15 protein-coding genes are annotated in these 14,771 nt (G+C 36.8%); 6 read left to right on the top strand and 9 right to left on the bottom strand.

Translation table 11 applies throughout. The features are described 5' to 3' along the window. Nucleotides 1-84 precede the first annotated feature (84 nt). Nucleotides 85-1,614 (top strand): glutamine-hydrolyzing GMP synthase, encoded by a 1,530-nt coding sequence (guaA, locus tag ACR1PO_RS12205; RefSeq protein WP_332385516.1) that lies wholly within the window; start codon nucleotides 85-87, stop codon nucleotides 1,612-1,614. 365 nt (nucleotides 1,615-1,979) lie between these two features. Here the strand turns inward: guaA and ACR1PO_RS12200 are convergent, their stop codons facing one another. After that, nucleotides 1,980-2,366, bottom strand: a complete 387-nt coding sequence (locus ACR1PO_RS12200) for a hypothetical protein (RefSeq protein ID WP_433986929.1) — start codon at nucleotides 2,364-2,366, stop codon at nucleotides 1,980-1,982. A 90-nt stretch (nucleotides 2,367-2,456) separates the two neighbouring features. Here ACR1PO_RS12200 and ACR1PO_RS12195 point away from each other — a divergent pair, with 90 nt between their 5' ends. Further along, the gene (locus ACR1PO_RS12195) at nucleotides 2,457-3,959 is read left to right on the top strand and encodes a carbon-nitrogen hydrolase family protein (protein ID WP_433986928.1); all 1,503 of its coding nucleotides are present in this window, start codon (nucleotides 2,457-2,459) and stop codon (nucleotides 3,957-3,959) included. A 57-nt stretch (nucleotides 3,960-4,016) separates the two neighbouring features. On the opposite strand, the gene ACR1PO_RS12190 is transcribed toward ACR1PO_RS12195, so the two are convergent. Next, entirely contained in the window at nucleotides 4,017-4,190 is a 174-nt protein-coding gene (locus ACR1PO_RS12190) for a hypothetical protein (protein ID WP_002980409.1), read from the bottom strand. Nucleotides 4,191-4,401: 211 nt separating this feature from the next. Between ACR1PO_RS12190 and ACR1PO_RS12185 the strand changes: the two genes are divergently transcribed. From ACR1PO_RS12185 to ACR1PO_RS12175, 3 genes are all read left to right on the top strand, one after another. Then, complete coding sequence (locus ACR1PO_RS12185; RefSeq protein ID WP_433986927.1) at nucleotides 4,402-6,051, top strand: ABC1 kinase family protein; 1,650 nt, start codon at nucleotides 4,402-4,404, stop codon at nucleotides 6,049-6,051. Nucleotides 6,052-6,149: 98 nt separating this feature from the next. Continuing rightward, a complete protein-coding gene (locus tag ACR1PO_RS12180; protein ID WP_433986926.1) occupies nucleotides 6,150-6,659 on the top strand; it encodes a hypothetical protein in 510 nt (169 codons plus the stop codon). A gap of 163 nt (nucleotides 6,660-6,822) precedes the next feature. Beyond that, nucleotides 6,823-8,175, top strand: a complete 1,353-nt coding sequence (locus ACR1PO_RS12175) for a DEAD/DEAH box helicase (protein ID WP_433986925.1) — start codon at nucleotides 6,823-6,825, stop codon at nucleotides 8,173-8,175. A gap of 45 nt (nucleotides 8,176-8,220) precedes the next feature. Here the strand turns inward: ACR1PO_RS12175 and ACR1PO_RS12170 are convergent, their stop codons facing one another. The 4 genes from ACR1PO_RS12170 to ACR1PO_RS12155 form a co-directional block, all read right to left on the bottom strand. Then, on the bottom strand, nucleotides 8,221-8,877 hold the full coding sequence (locus tag ACR1PO_RS12170) for a GDSL-type esterase/lipase family protein (RefSeq protein WP_433986924.1): 657 nt from the start codon (nucleotides 8,875-8,877) through the stop codon (nucleotides 8,221-8,223). A gap of 65 nt (nucleotides 8,878-8,942) precedes the next feature. After that, nucleotides 8,943-9,404, bottom strand: a complete 462-nt coding sequence (locus ACR1PO_RS12165; RefSeq protein WP_332385512.1) for a lipocalin-like domain-containing protein — start codon at nucleotides 9,402-9,404, stop codon at nucleotides 8,943-8,945. Nucleotides 9,405-9,627: 223 nt separating this feature from the next. Beyond that, nucleotides 9,628-10,791: an iron-containing alcohol dehydrogenase gene (locus ACR1PO_RS12160; RefSeq protein WP_433986923.1), complete on the bottom strand. Its 1,164-nt coding sequence runs from the start codon at nucleotides 10,789-10,791 to the stop codon at nucleotides 9,628-9,630. A 75-nt stretch (nucleotides 10,792-10,866) separates the two neighbouring features. After that, complete coding sequence (locus ACR1PO_RS12155; RefSeq protein ID WP_433986922.1) at nucleotides 10,867-11,322, bottom strand: winged helix-turn-helix transcriptional regulator; 456 nt, start codon at nucleotides 11,320-11,322, stop codon at nucleotides 10,867-10,869. A gap of 99 nt (nucleotides 11,323-11,421) precedes the next feature. On the opposite strand from ACR1PO_RS12155, the gene lpdA reads away from it, so the two are divergent. Beyond that, a complete protein-coding gene (lpdA, locus tag ACR1PO_RS12150) occupies nucleotides 11,422-12,822 on the top strand; it encodes a dihydrolipoyl dehydrogenase (RefSeq protein WP_433986921.1) in 1,401 nt (466 codons plus the stop codon). 162 nt (nucleotides 12,823-12,984) lie between these two features. On the opposite strand, the gene ACR1PO_RS12145 is transcribed toward lpdA, so the two are convergent. Genes ACR1PO_RS12145 through ACR1PO_RS12135 form a run of 3 tightly spaced genes read right to left on the bottom strand, consistent with a single transcriptional unit; the run spans nucleotide 12,985 to nucleotide 14,735 of the window. After that, entirely contained in the window at nucleotides 12,985-13,590 is a 606-nt protein-coding gene (locus ACR1PO_RS12145) for a hypothetical protein (protein ID WP_332385510.1), read from the bottom strand. Between the two features lie 36 nt (nucleotides 13,591-13,626). After that, the gene (locus tag ACR1PO_RS12140; RefSeq protein WP_332385509.1) at nucleotides 13,627-14,031 is read right to left on the bottom strand and encodes a hypothetical protein; all 405 of its coding nucleotides are present in this window, start codon (nucleotides 14,029-14,031) and stop codon (nucleotides 13,627-13,629) included. 38 nt (nucleotides 14,032-14,069) lie between these two features. Then, complete coding sequence (locus ACR1PO_RS12135; protein ID WP_433986920.1) at nucleotides 14,070-14,735, bottom strand: hypothetical protein; 666 nt, start codon at nucleotides 14,733-14,735, stop codon at nucleotides 14,070-14,072. Between the last annotated feature and the right edge of the window lie 36 nt (nucleotides 14,736-14,771).

The following is a 14,771-nucleotide window of genomic DNA, read 5'->3' as shown; positions in this document are numbered from 1 at the left end:
AGATGTTAGATTCCAGCCTTCAGATTAAAATCTGAAATCTGATGTCTGAAATCTGATATCTTTCAAACAAATCAATTATCAAAAATGAACAACGGTATTATTATTTTAGATTTCGGATCCCAGTACAACCAGCTTATCGGAAGAAGAATCCGTGAGATGGGGGTATACTCTGAGATCTTACCTTACAATACACCATTACAAGATATTTTAGCAAAACAGCCAAAAGGAATCATCCTTTCCGGTGGACCAAGCTCTGTGAATGCAGAAAATGCCCACCTGGTTGAAAAAGAATTATATGAGCAGGGAGTTCCCGTACTGGGAATCTGCTACGGAATGCAGATGACTGCCCACCTTTTGGGAGGAAAAGTAAACAAAGGAGAAAAAGGAGAATACGGAAAAGCAAACCTTGATATCGTTAAAGAAAGTTCTCTGTTAAAAGGAGTAACTCAGAATTCTGTAGTCTGGATGAGCCACTTTGACGAAGTAGGAGAATTGCCTGCGGGTTTTGAATTAAATGCAAAATCAGGTGTTATTGCTTCAATCTCCAATGAAGACAAAAAAATCTTCTGCGTTCAGTTCCATCCGGAGGTTTCCCATACGGAAGAAGGGGCAAAGATGCTAGAAAATTTCGTTTTCAGCATCTGTAACGCAGAGAAAAACTGGAAACTGACCAACTATATTGAAAAAACAGTTGAGGAAATCCGTGAGAAAGTAGGAGACAACAAAGTAATCCTTGGACTTTCAGGAGGTGTAGACTCTTCTGTAGCGGCTGTTTTGATCCACAAAGCGATCGGTGATCAGCTGACTTGCATCTTCGTAGATACAGGATTATTGAGAAAGGATGAAGGGAAAAAAGTAATGGATCAGTATGGAGAGCATTTCCACATGAACATTAAAATGGTGGATGCCAAAGAAAGATTCCTTTCAAAACTAGCTGGAGTAAATGATCCTGAAGCCAAAAGAAAGATTATCGGAAATGAATTTATTCACGTATTTGACGAAGAATCTCACAAAATTGAAGGCGCTAAATTCTTAGCTCAGGGAACCATTTATCCTGACGTTATTGAAAGTCAGTCTGTAAACGGACCATCTGCAGTGATCAAGTCTCACCACAATGTGGGAGGACTTCCTGAAGATATGGAATTCGAATTACTGGAGCCGTTAAGAGAGCTTTTCAAAGACGAAGTAAGAAAAGTAGGTGAAGAACTGGGAATTCCTCATCACCTCGTATACAGACACCCTTTCCCGGGTCCTGGATTAGGAATCAGAGTGTTGGGAGCTGTAGATGCTGAGAAAGTAAGAATCCTTCAGGAGGCAGATGATATCTTCATCGAAGAATTATACAAAAATGACCTTTACGAAAAAGTATCTCAGGCATTTGTTGTACTTCTACCTGTAAAATCTGTAGGAGTAATGGGTGACGAAAGAACGTATGAATACACAGCTGTAGTTCGTTCTGCCAATACGATCGACTTTATGACGGCAACCTGGAGCAGACTTCCTTACGAGTTTCTGGATACCGTTTCAAGCAGAATCATCAACGAAGTAAGAGGAATCAACAGAGTTGCTTACGATATTTCAAGCAAACCGCCTGCAACCATTGAGTGGGAATAATTTTAACTTGAATTTACTATATAAATCCTGCCCGCTTGGGTGGGATTTTTTTACAACTGTTTTAATGAAAAAACTATGAGTACAATATTGGTAGCAATTAATAAGCAATAAATTAATTTGAATAATATAAGCTTATGGGAAATAAGATAATTTAACAGTGTTGCTCCAATTAAATAAAAGTAAATGAAACTTTTTGCTTCCTGAGGTTTTATTTCGGATGCTAAAAACAAGTTTAAATTATGGGAAATATTGACCGATGATTCTGCATAAAAAAATTCTTAAAATAAAAATAATTGAGGTACTTATGAGTAAGGTTACTGCGTAGGGTTTTATCAGTTAATAAAAATATCAATACTGTTTTCTTTTTAATTTACGTTGTAAAAATAAAAATCTTCAGCAGAAAAAGCATTCAGGTTTTCCATAAAATCAAAATATGCATTATAAATATCAGAATTTACAGTCAAATACGGATTAGATAGCGTGTCGACAATAATGTATTCTATATCATGAAATGTATGCAGAATATTTTTTACGTGTAAAGCATATAGACTTTCTATAAAAATCAAAGGATAATTTAGACAAATATATCCGATGGTTTTATTTCCCAGATTTAGAACAGCAATTTTTTCTGTTTCCATTTCTATATCAGTGCTATAATGGTATGAAAGAGTCTCAATTACAGACCTGAAATCAGAGTGTTTCCAGTAATTATTTGAGTGAACTGCTGCTTGTAAAATTTCGGTGATATCCACTGTTAAATTTTGTATAAATAGTTGGGGAAGTACTTTTCTGTAAGGGTTGAAGTAAAATATTTTCCTTAAATTTAAGTAAAATTACATCAAATGCAAATAGAAACAAGAAACCTGACCCTTCAGGATTATGATGAACTGGCGGAAACGATGAAAAGGGCCTATCCGCAAATGTCGGAGTCTATCTGGTCCAAAAAAAGTATTGATAAACTGACGAAAATATTTCCTAACGGACAAATTTGTATCACAGTTGACGGGAAGCTGGCCGCTGTAGCACTTTCCATTATTGTTAATTATGAAGAATTCGGGGATGATCATACCTATAGCGATATTACGGGGAATTATACCTTCAATACCCATTCTTCAACAGGAAATGTGCTGTATGGAATTGAAGTTTTCGTAGACCCTGAATTCCGTGAGCTGCGGTTGGGAAGAAGGCTTTATGACGCACGAAAAGAACTTTGCGAACAGTTGAACTTAAAATCCATTATCCTTGGCGGAAGAATTCCGAGCTATCACAAATACAGCCACGAGCTTTCTCCCAGGGAATATATACGGAAAGTGAGAGACAAGGAAATCTATGATCCGGTACTGTCTTTCCAGCTTTCCAACAACTTTTTGCCGATCAGGGTGCTGAAAAAATACCTTCCGGAAGATGAAGCCTCCAGAGAAAATGCAGTGCTTTTACAATGGAACAATATCTATTACAGCAAAAGACCGAATACCATGCAGGACAGCATTATCCGTCTTGGGTTGGTACAGTGGCAGATGAGGCATTTTAAGGATATAGATGCCTTTTATGAGCAGGTAGAATTCTTCGTGAATGTGATGGGGGATTACAAATCAGATTTTGTGCTGTTCCCGGAACTGTTCAACACTCCTTTGCTGGCCCCTTTCAACAATCTTTCGGAAAGAGACAGTATGATAGAGCTGGCGAAACTTACCGAACAGATCAAGAATAAAATTTCTGAGCTGGCAATCAGCTACAATGTGAATATTATTTCCGGAAGCATGCCTGTCTTTGAAAACAATGAACTGTATAATGTGAGCTACCTTCTTCACCGTGACGGACGTATGGATGAATACAGAAAAATCCATATTACCCCGAATGAAAAGAGATATTACGGGATGAAAGGCGGAAATGAAATCAAAGTCTTTGATACCGATTGTGGTAAAATAGGGCTTGTGATCTGCTATGACGTAGAATTCCCGGAGTTACCAAGAATTTTAGCCGATCAGGGGATGAAGATCCTGTTTGTTCCTTATCTGACAGATACTCAGAATGCCTATATGAGAGTACGTCACTGTGCCGCTGCAAGAGCCATAGAAAATGAATGTTATGTTGCCATTGCCGGATGTGTAGGAAATCTTCCTAAAGTAAACAATATGGATATCCAGTTCGGCCAGGCTGCCGTATTTACTCCTTCTGATTTTGCCTTCCCATCCAATGCAGTAAAAGGTGAGGCTACTCCCAATACAGAAATGACTTTAATTGTAGATGTGGATTTAAATTTATTAAAAGATCTTCACCACAACGGTTCCGTGCAGGTAATGAAAGACCGCCGTAAAGATCTCTATGAAACTTATCTTAAATAACAAAACAGAATGCAATTGCATTCTGTTTTTATTTTTACCTAAAATTTTTAAAATATATTAAACGTACTGAGGACAAACTACCGCTGGACAAATCAGTCTTGGGCATCTTGGTCTTCCATCAGTAGGACAGCATTCGTTAGAGCAGTTTGGAATAATGATACCACTAAGACCGCTTCCTGCGATTCCTTTTAATTGCTCTCTTGAAAGTTTGTTGTTACGTAAATTTTTCATGTTTTAATACTTTTAGTTTGTTAATTTGTACGTTGTAAATATATTAATTTTTATAATATATGATATGTTTTTATTGATATTGGTGTATTTTTTTCTTTAAAATACTGATTATGTGTTATTATTTTTTAATTTTTATCCTGCAATATTGTTATAATAATTCTTTCATAAAGGAACAGTTTTTGGAGTACATTGCAACTACTATTAATACACTATGTTTGACAAGCCGCAAAGAAAACTGAAAAGATCCGCGAGACTGATTTCCGTATTAAGTAAATATGGATTTAAAGACCTTCTGGCGAGAATGAACGGAGGAAATAAGCAGGAGGAAGCTTCGGGCAGTTCGGATGAAATCATTTCAAAAGGAACCGTTTATGAAAGAATAAGGCTGGCTCTTGAAGAGCTGGGACCTACCTTTGTGAAGCTCGGTCAGACATTCAGTAACCGGGAAGATCTGTTACCGCCTGAATTGATTCAGGAGCTGCAGAAACTTCAGGACAAAGTGGAAACGGTAAATATGGATGTTGAAGAAGCTCTGGAAAGTGAATTCAATATTTCTGTTAAGGATTATTTCCTTGAAATCCAGAAGGAGCCTTTGGCTACAGCTTCCATTGCACAGGTTTATAAGGGTGTTTTGCTAGATGGCAGTCCGATAATATTAAAATTAAGAAAGCCCAATGTGCAGTCTGTTATTGAAGATGATCTGCTCCTGATCAAAGACATTGAAAAACTGATATCAGCCTATTCGGAAATCGGAGAAAAGCTGAATCTGAAGCAGGCCATTTCTACGTTTGAAAAATCTTTATTGGAGGAGGTTTCCCTCATCAATGAAAAAAACAATATCCAGCAGTTCAGGCTTAATTTTAAAAATAATAAAGAAACCTATGTTCCTAAAGTTTACGAAGAATTTTCCAACAACAATATTCTTTGTATGGAATTCATTGATGGAATAAAGGTTACCGATAAATCAGTTCTTCTGGCAAATGATATTGATCCTGTAAAAGTTTCTGAAGCAGGCTTAAGGTTGTTTGTATCACAGATTCTGGACTACGGATTCTTTCATGCTGATCCCCATGCCGGAAATATTTTGGTAAAAAAGGATGGTAAAATCGTTTTTATTGATTTTGGAGCAGTAGGAAAAATTCAGCCGAATGATAAAGAAATTCTTGAAAATCTTATTGTAAGTTTTGTGGCCAAAAATTCCCATAAAATAGTCCGTTCACTCAAAAAAATGGCAATAAGCTATGAAATCCCTGACGAAAGGCGGTTTGAAAATGATGTGGAAGATATTCTGAATTTTGTTCACAGTTCGTCATTACAGGATATCAATGTTCAGGTAATCATCAACAAGATGAAGGATATTCTGAAAGACAACAGGCTCTATATGCCGGATTATTTTTATCTTTTATTTAAAGGAATCAGCCTGATAGAGGGGGTTGGCAGAAGTATTAATCCGGACCTCGATATTGTTAAAAGCCTTCATCCCTATACCAAAAAGATTTTCACCAAAAAAATCAGTCCGAAGAACCTTTTAAAAACAGGAATGGACCGGATGATGAATTTTACTGATAACGTAGATGAAATCCCGAAAGAACTCCGTTCTGTTCTTCAAAAGCTGGATGAAAATAAATTTACCGTTTCCAGCGAGATTAAAAATATTGAAAAAACCAACCAACTGATCAAATCCAGTGTGGTGAATCTGATTCTGGCGATGATCCTGGGAGCCAATATCATTGCAACGGCAATTGTTTTTTCTTCGGAATCCGGCCCGAGAATAGGAGAGCTGTCATTAGTAGCAGTTTTAGGTTTTATTTTTTCAATTCTTTTAGTCATTATCCTTCTGCTAAGGGTAACCAGAAAATAAAAAGAAGCTGAATTTGAACCCGAAGAATGTATAAACCCTGATCCCGCACCTCGAAACCCGTAACTCGAATACCATACCCCGTATTTAAACCAAAAACAATGAAAACACTTATTATAACATCCATCACCTTATTCAGCTCACTTTGTATAGCTCAACAAGGAAATGAAGAAAAACTTCAGGGAGATTTTGACGGAAACGGAACCAGAGAATATGCCTATACAGAAGTCAGTGACTGTGGCGAGGAATGTGAAGGAAAATGTGAAACTACTATTTATTTCAGCGATAAAAATATCCCTTCTATAACGGTTACGCCTGCAAACCAGGGGAGCCTGTATAATTTAGGCGATCTTAATGGTGACGGGAAAGAAGAGATTGGATTTTATCCGAATTGGTGTACCAGCTGCTGGCATCCGTTCTATGTTTATACTTTCAGTAAAACAGGCTGGAAGCCTTTATTACCGTCTATTCCGACTCATTGTAACCAATGGGAAGAAGATAAATTTCCTATTAAAAAAGATCCTAAAAAGAAAGGCTATGTCATTGTTACTTCCAGCAAATGGATAGATGATGATATTAAAATTATCAGTGAAAGTGTTAAGGTGAATTGAGTAAAATAGCTGGATGATGGATGCTGGAGAGGGAAGAAATGACTTTGAATAATCATCAGTTGTTTCACCCATAAATTCAAAAAACTTAAACACGGCAGCTGATAATCTTCCTGCTTCGGCCTCCTGCTTCCATACTAAAAAATTAAATACCTATCTTTGCAAAATGGAAAAACTCACTTTTGCAGATTTTGACCTGCCGGTTAAAATTCTTGATGTTTTAGCGGATCTGGAATTATTTGAACCTACCCCGATTCAGGAGAAGAGCTTAAAGCCTATTCTTTCAGGAAGAGATGTAATGGGAATTGCACAGACCGGAACCGGAAAAACATTAGCTTACCTTTTACCCGTTCTGAAAACATGGAAATACAGCAAAACAGGAAATCCAACTGTTTTAGTGCTTGTTCCTACAAGAGAACTGGTAGTGCAGGTAACTGAAATTCTTGAGAAACTGACAGAAAATATTACAGCAAGAGTAATCGGAGTTTACGGTGGAAAGAATATCAATACCCAAAAACTACTGTTCAATGACGGTTGTGATATTCTGGTAGGAACACCCGGTAGAGTGATGGATCTTTCCATAGACAATGCTATTTCTCTGAAAGAAGTTCAGAAGCTGATCATTGATGAGTTTGATGAAATGCTTAACTTAGGTTTCAGACCACAGCTGACCCACATTTTTGAAATGATGAAAGAGAAGAGACAGAATATCCTTTTCTCTGCAACCATGACAGAAGCGGTAGATGAAATGCTGGATGTGTATTTTGCCAATCCGGTAGAGATTTCATTGGCCAAATCAGGAACGCCGCTTGAAAAAATTGAACAGATCGGGTACAAGGTTGAAAACTTTAATACCAAAATCAATTTGCTTGAACATTTGTTGAAGAATGATGCAGATATGTCCAAGGTATTGATTTTTAACAACAATAAGAAGCATGCCGATTTGCTCTTTACCAAAATTGATGAGCTTTTCCCTGGACAGTTTGATGTGATCCATTCGAACAAATCGCAGAACTACAGATTAAAAGCGATGAAAAGGTTCGAAAATGAAGAGATCAGAGGTCTGATTACCACCGATGTAATGGCAAGGGGGCTTGATATTTCAAATATTACCCATGTTATCAATTTCGAAACACCTGATATTCCTGAGCAATATATCCACAGGATCGGTAGAACCGGTAGAGCAGATAAAGAAGGAAAGGCTTTGGTTTTTGTTACTAAAAAAGAAGAACCTTTGATTCTTGATATTGAACTGTTAATGGATAAAGAGTTGAAGTTTAATGAATTCCCGGAAGGCGTTAAGATCAATCCTAACAAAATAGCTTCTGAAAAAGATGAAGTCGTGATGAAAAATCCTGCACAGGTAAAACTGAATGAAGGAGGAGGAGCATTCCACGAGAAGAAAGCCAAAAACACCAAAGAGAACTGGGGGGGACCTTCCAAAAGAAAGGCGCCTAAAAAGTTTGGAGCGAACAGAGCTCAGCAGAAAGCAAAATCTAAATCAAAAAGAAAGAAATAAAATAAAAAACGATTCCCATATCAGGAATCGTTTTTATTTTTCGTTTTATTTCAGATAAGGAGTAATTACCTTCGTCCAGATTTTATATCCTTCAGGCTTAAAGTGAAGCATGTCCTCCACAAAAATATCTTTTCTTACATTTCCGTTAGCATCTTCCATGGCTTTTGTAATGTCAATAAATTCAGCATTAGGTTGCTTTTTCATGAAAGCAGCGATCTTTTTGTTGGCAACTTTCATCTGCGGCCAGATCACTTCTCTGCTTGGCGAATACTTGATTGAGATATAATCTACTTCAATATCAGGAAATCTTTCACGTATTTTTTTGTAAAAAGCTTTATATCGGTCTACAACCACTTTTGCTTTCAGCTGATGATTGTCTGCAAAATCATTTTCCCCGCAGTAAATAACAATCTGCTTAGGCTGATAAGGAGCTAAAAGATCATCGGCAAAATAATTGAGGTCAGTAAGTCTGGAACCTCCAAATCCTCTGTTGATAATTGTTTTGCCGGGAAAATAATCTGCTACATCAGTCCATTTGGTAAAAGAGGAGCTTCCGATGAACAGAATGGCATCTTTGGGTGGCGGATTTTGCTGGTCCTGTTTTTTAAACTCCTGGATGTCCTGCCAGTACATCGGTTTTTTCTCCTGAGAAAAAGCAATAGCAAAATACAGCAATAGGAATGCTGATAGAATCTTCTTCATTATATTCAGTTTTAAATTAAGATATAAAAATAATAAAAAACTCCCGATTAACGGGAGTCTATGATTTATCTTTTGTAAGTAACGTAGGTAACTTCAGGAATTTTGTCTCCATCCATATCAAAATTTCCGAATTGCTGGGCAAGCCTTAGTTCTTTGCTTGTCAGAACATCCACTCTGTAGTCAGTTGTTCCTTCATCGCCAAGCTTAATACCCAGAATTTTTGTGTCCGCATCATAAGTGTACCTTCCTTCACTTTTCTGATCCATTTGACAATCTGCACCTGTTCCCGTATATGCCGTGTAGCTTACGTAATAATCCGTTCTCAGGAAAAGCGTATTTTTGGTTGCACATCCGGTATTCGGGTAGGAAAAAAGCACTGTTTTATTATCTTTTCCAGAAATTATTTCCCTTTTTACTTCCTTCCAGTCTCCCTTCATAATCTCCATATCGTAAGCTTCCAGGTTGTCATCTTTACAAGAAATAAGTGCCAGGGCAGAAAAGGCAAATAAAAGTAGTTGTTTTTTCATTTTCACAAATTTAAGAATATGCTAAAATATAAATAAATTTGAAATATCTGTAATGAAATAATGATTTTTTAAACAAATGTTTGTAAATTAAATAATTTTATGAATACTGTGATACGAGATGCGAGTTTCGGGTTATATATTTTCAACTTGAAAATTAATATAAGCACTTTCATGCGAATCTCGAATTCAAACCCGCACATCGTACCCCGAAACCCGTATCCTTTTAATAGCTCATTTCTACAATCTTATAAGCGTCCTGTGGCGTCAGTTTTTTATACTCACCAAGACCCAGCCAGTTTCTGTCTGTAAAAGCTTTTTCAACCTTTTCGGCTGTTCCTTTAAAGTCTTCTGTATATTCAGAAAGTCTGGTTTTGATATGAAGGCTGTGGAAGAATTCCTCCAGTTTTTTGATACCCAGTTCTGCTTTTTCTTCTACGGTTCCGTCTTTGATTCCCCAAACCCTTTCTGCATACTGAGCCAGTTTTCCTTTTTTATCTTCAAAATTGTAACGGTAGTGAGACGGAGCAATAATAGCCAGTGTTCTGGCGTGATCAATACCAAAATAAGCTGTCAGTTCATGACCCATTGCATGTACTGCCCAGTCGGTAATCACTCCTTTCTGGATCAGTCCGTTCAGAGCCATTGTACAGCACCACATAAAGTTTCCGGCAGCATCGTAGTTGAAGTCATCAGCCAATACTTTAGGAGCCGTTTCCTGAAGACTGATCAGGATGCTTTCTGCAATTCTTTCCTGAAGGTCAGCCGAAGAAGGAGCCGTCATATATTGTTCCAGAACGTGGGTATAGGCATCTGTAATTCCGTTGACAATCTGATTTTTTGGGATAGATCTGATCACTTCCGGGTCCAGTACAGAAAACTGCGGGAAAAGCCCGGGCCCTCCTGAAGACAGTTTTTCATTGGTTTCTCTTCTTGAGATCACATATCCGGAATTCATTTCAGAACCGGTTGCCGGAAGAGTCAGGATACTTCCGAAAGGCATTCCTTCGCCTTCAAAAGTCCGTACAGATTTTCTCAGGATATCCCATGGTTCACCATCATAATTGGCTGCTGCAGAAAGGAATTTCGTTCCGTCAATCACAGAGCCTCCACCTACTGCAAGAAGGTAAGTGATGTTTTTTTCTTTAATAAAGCTTAAAGCATTCATCAATACTTCATACTCAGGATTGGCAGGCACTCCGCCGAATTCATACACTTCATGGTCTTTCAAAGCTGCTTTTGCCTGATCGTAAACACCATTGTTTTTGATGCTTCCACCGCCATAAATCATTAATATTCTTGCGTCTCTAGGAATTTCGTTGGAAATTTTTGCGATTTCACCTTTTCCGAAAAGTATTTTTGTTGGGTTTTTAAACTCGAAATTAAGCATTGTTCTAAATTTATTTTAAGTCAAATGTACGGAATGAAAAAGGAAAAGTGAGTTAATGAAATTTTAAAATTGCTATCACTCAATTTTATGAAAGCTATTATTTTTTTGCTTTTGAAGATCATTGTAAACTTCTGATGAAAGATAAGCTTTTGCTCTTTTTATAAAACCCTCCTTATCCTTTTTAATATCTTCCAGAAGCTTTTTACGGTCATCAGGAACAGTTAAATATTGGTCTCCCCAGAGATTAATTTCTACAATTACGGGAATAAGATCTATTCCTTTCTGAGTTAGAAAATAAAGTATTTTCAACTTACTGTCCGGATGATCTTTTTTATCAATAATGCCATTGTCCAGCAGATTCTGAAGTTTTGAGGCCAGAATATTAGTCGCTATTTTTTCGTCTGCTTTCAGGAAGTCTCCATAGGTACATTCCTTTTTCAGCATTAGATCTCTTATGATTAGGAGTGACCACTTGTCGCCCCACATTTCCAGAGAACAGCTGATGGGACAGCCGGATCTTTTTTTACTCATTTTGTTAATTTTAAAATAATACTTGCAAAATGAAAGTGTTTGTTTTAATTTTGCTTTTGTTTTGCAAGTAAATTTAATCATAAAAAAGGAATAAATCAAATGGATCACTATGACATTGCCGTAATCGGCTCAGGACCCGGAGGATATGTGGCTGCTATAAGAAGTGCCCAGCTGGGGTATAAAACAGTAATTGTAGAAAAGTATGATACATTGGGAGGAACATGTACCAATGTAGGATGTATTCCTACTAAAGCTTTACTGGACAGTACCCATCATTATGCAGAAGCACACCATACATTCAATGAACATGGCATCATGCTGGATACAATAGAACTTGATTTCTCTCAGATGTACAGGAGAAAAGCAGATGTAGTTTCAAAAAATACAGGAGGGCTCGACTTTTTAATGAATAAAAATAAAATTACCCGGTTGAAAGGAATGGCAAGTTTTGTTAATAATTCCACGATAAAAGTTGCAAACGATTCTGAAATTAAAGAAATTACGGCACAATATTATATCGTTGCGACGGGTTCAAAACCAGCAAGCATTCCCGGGGTTGAAATTGACAAACAAAGAATCATTACCTCTACGGAAGCTTTATCCCTACAGGAAAAACCGGAATCTATGGTGATTATCGGAGGAGGGGTAATAGGAGTGGAAATGGCTTCTATTTTCAACCGTATCGGGACAAACGTTACCATTCTGGAATATGCAGATCACCTGATTGCAGCAATGGATCATGAGCTTGGCAAGAGTCTGCAGAAAATCCTGAAAAAAGAGGGTGTTGATATCCGTCTCAATCAGGCGGTTTATAAAACTGAAAATACAGGTTCTGCCGCTAAAGTGTTTTTTAAAGATCAGAACGGAACAGAAGGAGCGCTGGAAGCAGATTATGTATTGGTAGCTGTGGGAAGAAGTCCGTATGTAAAAGGTCTGGGGCTTGAAAATACAGATGTGCAGCTTGATGAGAAAGGTTTTATCAGAGTAAATGAAAATAATCAGACTTCCGCATCCAGTATCTATGCAATCGGAGACGTTATTGGTGGGGCAATGCTGGCTCACAAAGCTGAAGAAGAAGGTGTTTTTGTAGCCGAAACCATAAACGGACAAAAACGCCACATTCATTACAACCGTATTCCTTCAGTGGTTTATACGTGGCCGGAAGTGGCTTCGGCAGGATATACTGAAGAATACCTGAAAAAAAACAACATCGCTTACAATGTAGGAAAATTCCCGTTTTCTGCCAGCGCAAGGGCCCGGGCCTCAATGGATATGGAAGGTTTCGCTAAAGTTTTGGTAGATCCGAAATACGGAGAAGTGCTGGGAGTTCACATCATTGGTGCCAGGGCTGCTGATCTCATTGCACAAGGTGTTATTGCCCAGGAATATGAAGTGACTGCAGAAGATATGTTTCGTATTTCCTATGCTCATCCAACCTATTCTGAAACCTTGAAGGAAGCTTATCTGATAGCCTCCGGGCAGGGAGCTGTTAATATATAATAAAAATTAAACCATTAAGGTTAATGAAGATAAGAAGGATAGTTAAGATCCATCTCTGACGGAAAAATAAGCACAGGCTATTCCCTTAATTACTTTTAACAGCTTAAAAAATCTTAATGGTTTAAAATAAGATTTTCAATTTTAGTATTTTCAGAGGGTCATTTACAAAGCAGAACAGTTTTCATTTTTTGCATAAACTCCATTGCTCTTTGCCTCCAGTCTTCCGGTTTTTCTGTTGATTTTAACTAAAAAAGCCTCTTTTACAGCCGGACAGCCTTTAGACTGCATCAGGTACATGGAAATATGACGGTCTTCAATTTTATAGGCTCCGGTAAAAAGATTACTTGTATCCACTGAATAACCATAGGTTTTTGCCAGTAAAATAGCTTCAGGAAGATTATCCACAGTTCCGATAAAATTTCTTAACTGCTGTTCACTGGAAAAATAAACCGATCTTTCATTCTTACATGCAAGAATGTATGAGAAACAATTATTACCAATACATTTCTGGAAAAAACCTCTTTCAGGAACAGGCTCATTGATCGTCATGAAGTCGGGAGCCTGGCTTTCATAGATCACAGCTTTTTCATAATCCATATCATTGCTGAGCACACGCCAGTAAGCATACTCTTTATCCGGTACAATAAACGGGTAGAGATAGTCTGTCGTATCAAGAATGTCGGGAATTTTTTTATAATCATCAGGAACCTGGATCTGGCTGTAAAGAAGATTGGAGAAGATCAGGGAAAATATGATGATGGCTTTCATAAAGAATGTGTTTCCAGTGCAAATTTAGGAAGAGAATTATTCCAATACAATTTTATAATATCCTTTTTCGTCAGTTACATCAAAATTTATTCCTGTAAAAGTCAGCTTATTGATTTGATAGCCATCACAGCCTCCTTTAAATTCAGATGACTGGATTGAAAAATCAAGGTTTTTGATATTAGAATAAAATTTATAATTTTTTGTTCCGTTATAAGCGCCTACATTTTCCAGAATAACCTTGTTGTCCGATGTTTTGCTTAACTGTACATTCATATTATTTTCATCCTGAACCGAATAGGTGGTCAGTGTCCCGTTGGCAATGAGGTTTTCATTGTCAGAATTCACGAATTCAAAAATGATAGGTAATGGCGCGTTGTAACAATCCTTTTCACAGGATATAAACAGAAACGTTATCAATAAGAAAATAAAAGTTTTTTTCATAGATTATGGGATAGCGTTAACAGTAAAGTTAATCAAAATTATATTAATCCTGAATGGGTAAAACGGGCTCTAAATATCTTCAGCACCTGCGCAAGATGATAATCTGTGATATCAAAATCATCGATATTGATTTCTATTTTTTTGTTATTGTGAAAAAAGTATAAATAGTTTATTTCAGGTTTGTAATCATGTTTAGATTCACGGCTTACTAAACGTTTAACAATAATCTTTTCAAGTTGAATTTCATTCCATAAATATCTCGTATTATTTTTTATCTGAATTCCTTTTCCATTAATGGAGATGACAATTTGTGCCATTTTTTTGATTTCGGAAACTATTTTAAAAATAAAATAGCCAGTAAATCCAATAAGAATACATACTGCGAATACCACTGTTCCATTGAATTTGAACTTAATACCTGAAAGTAAAAATAGTCCTAAAACCACAAATATACTATAAGTTGCAATAGCTATAATTCTACCTGAACGTGAATACTTAATGATCATCTCATCAGGAATTGAATTTTCATCATATTCAATTTTATCATTTTTATGAAGAGAATATTCTTTATGAATAAAAACTACATTGATAAATGCAGCAATAAAAAAAATAATAGAAAGAGGAAAAAAGTATTGTAATAAATAAATGCCTGTGAATAAAGCCAGAACTCCCAAGATCGCATAAAAAATAATTCCGAATTTCATTTTTGATTGTATTTTTTGCGAATATACATTTAAAAG

The organism is Chryseobacterium amylolyticum (genome assembly GCF_051011775.1).
In the GTDB taxonomy this organism is placed as follows: Bacteria; Bacteroidota; Bacteroidia; order Flavobacteriales; family Weeksellaceae; genus Chryseobacterium.
Note: the sequence above shows the minus strand (reverse complement) of the source record. Positions and strands in the feature narration are given on the sequence as shown.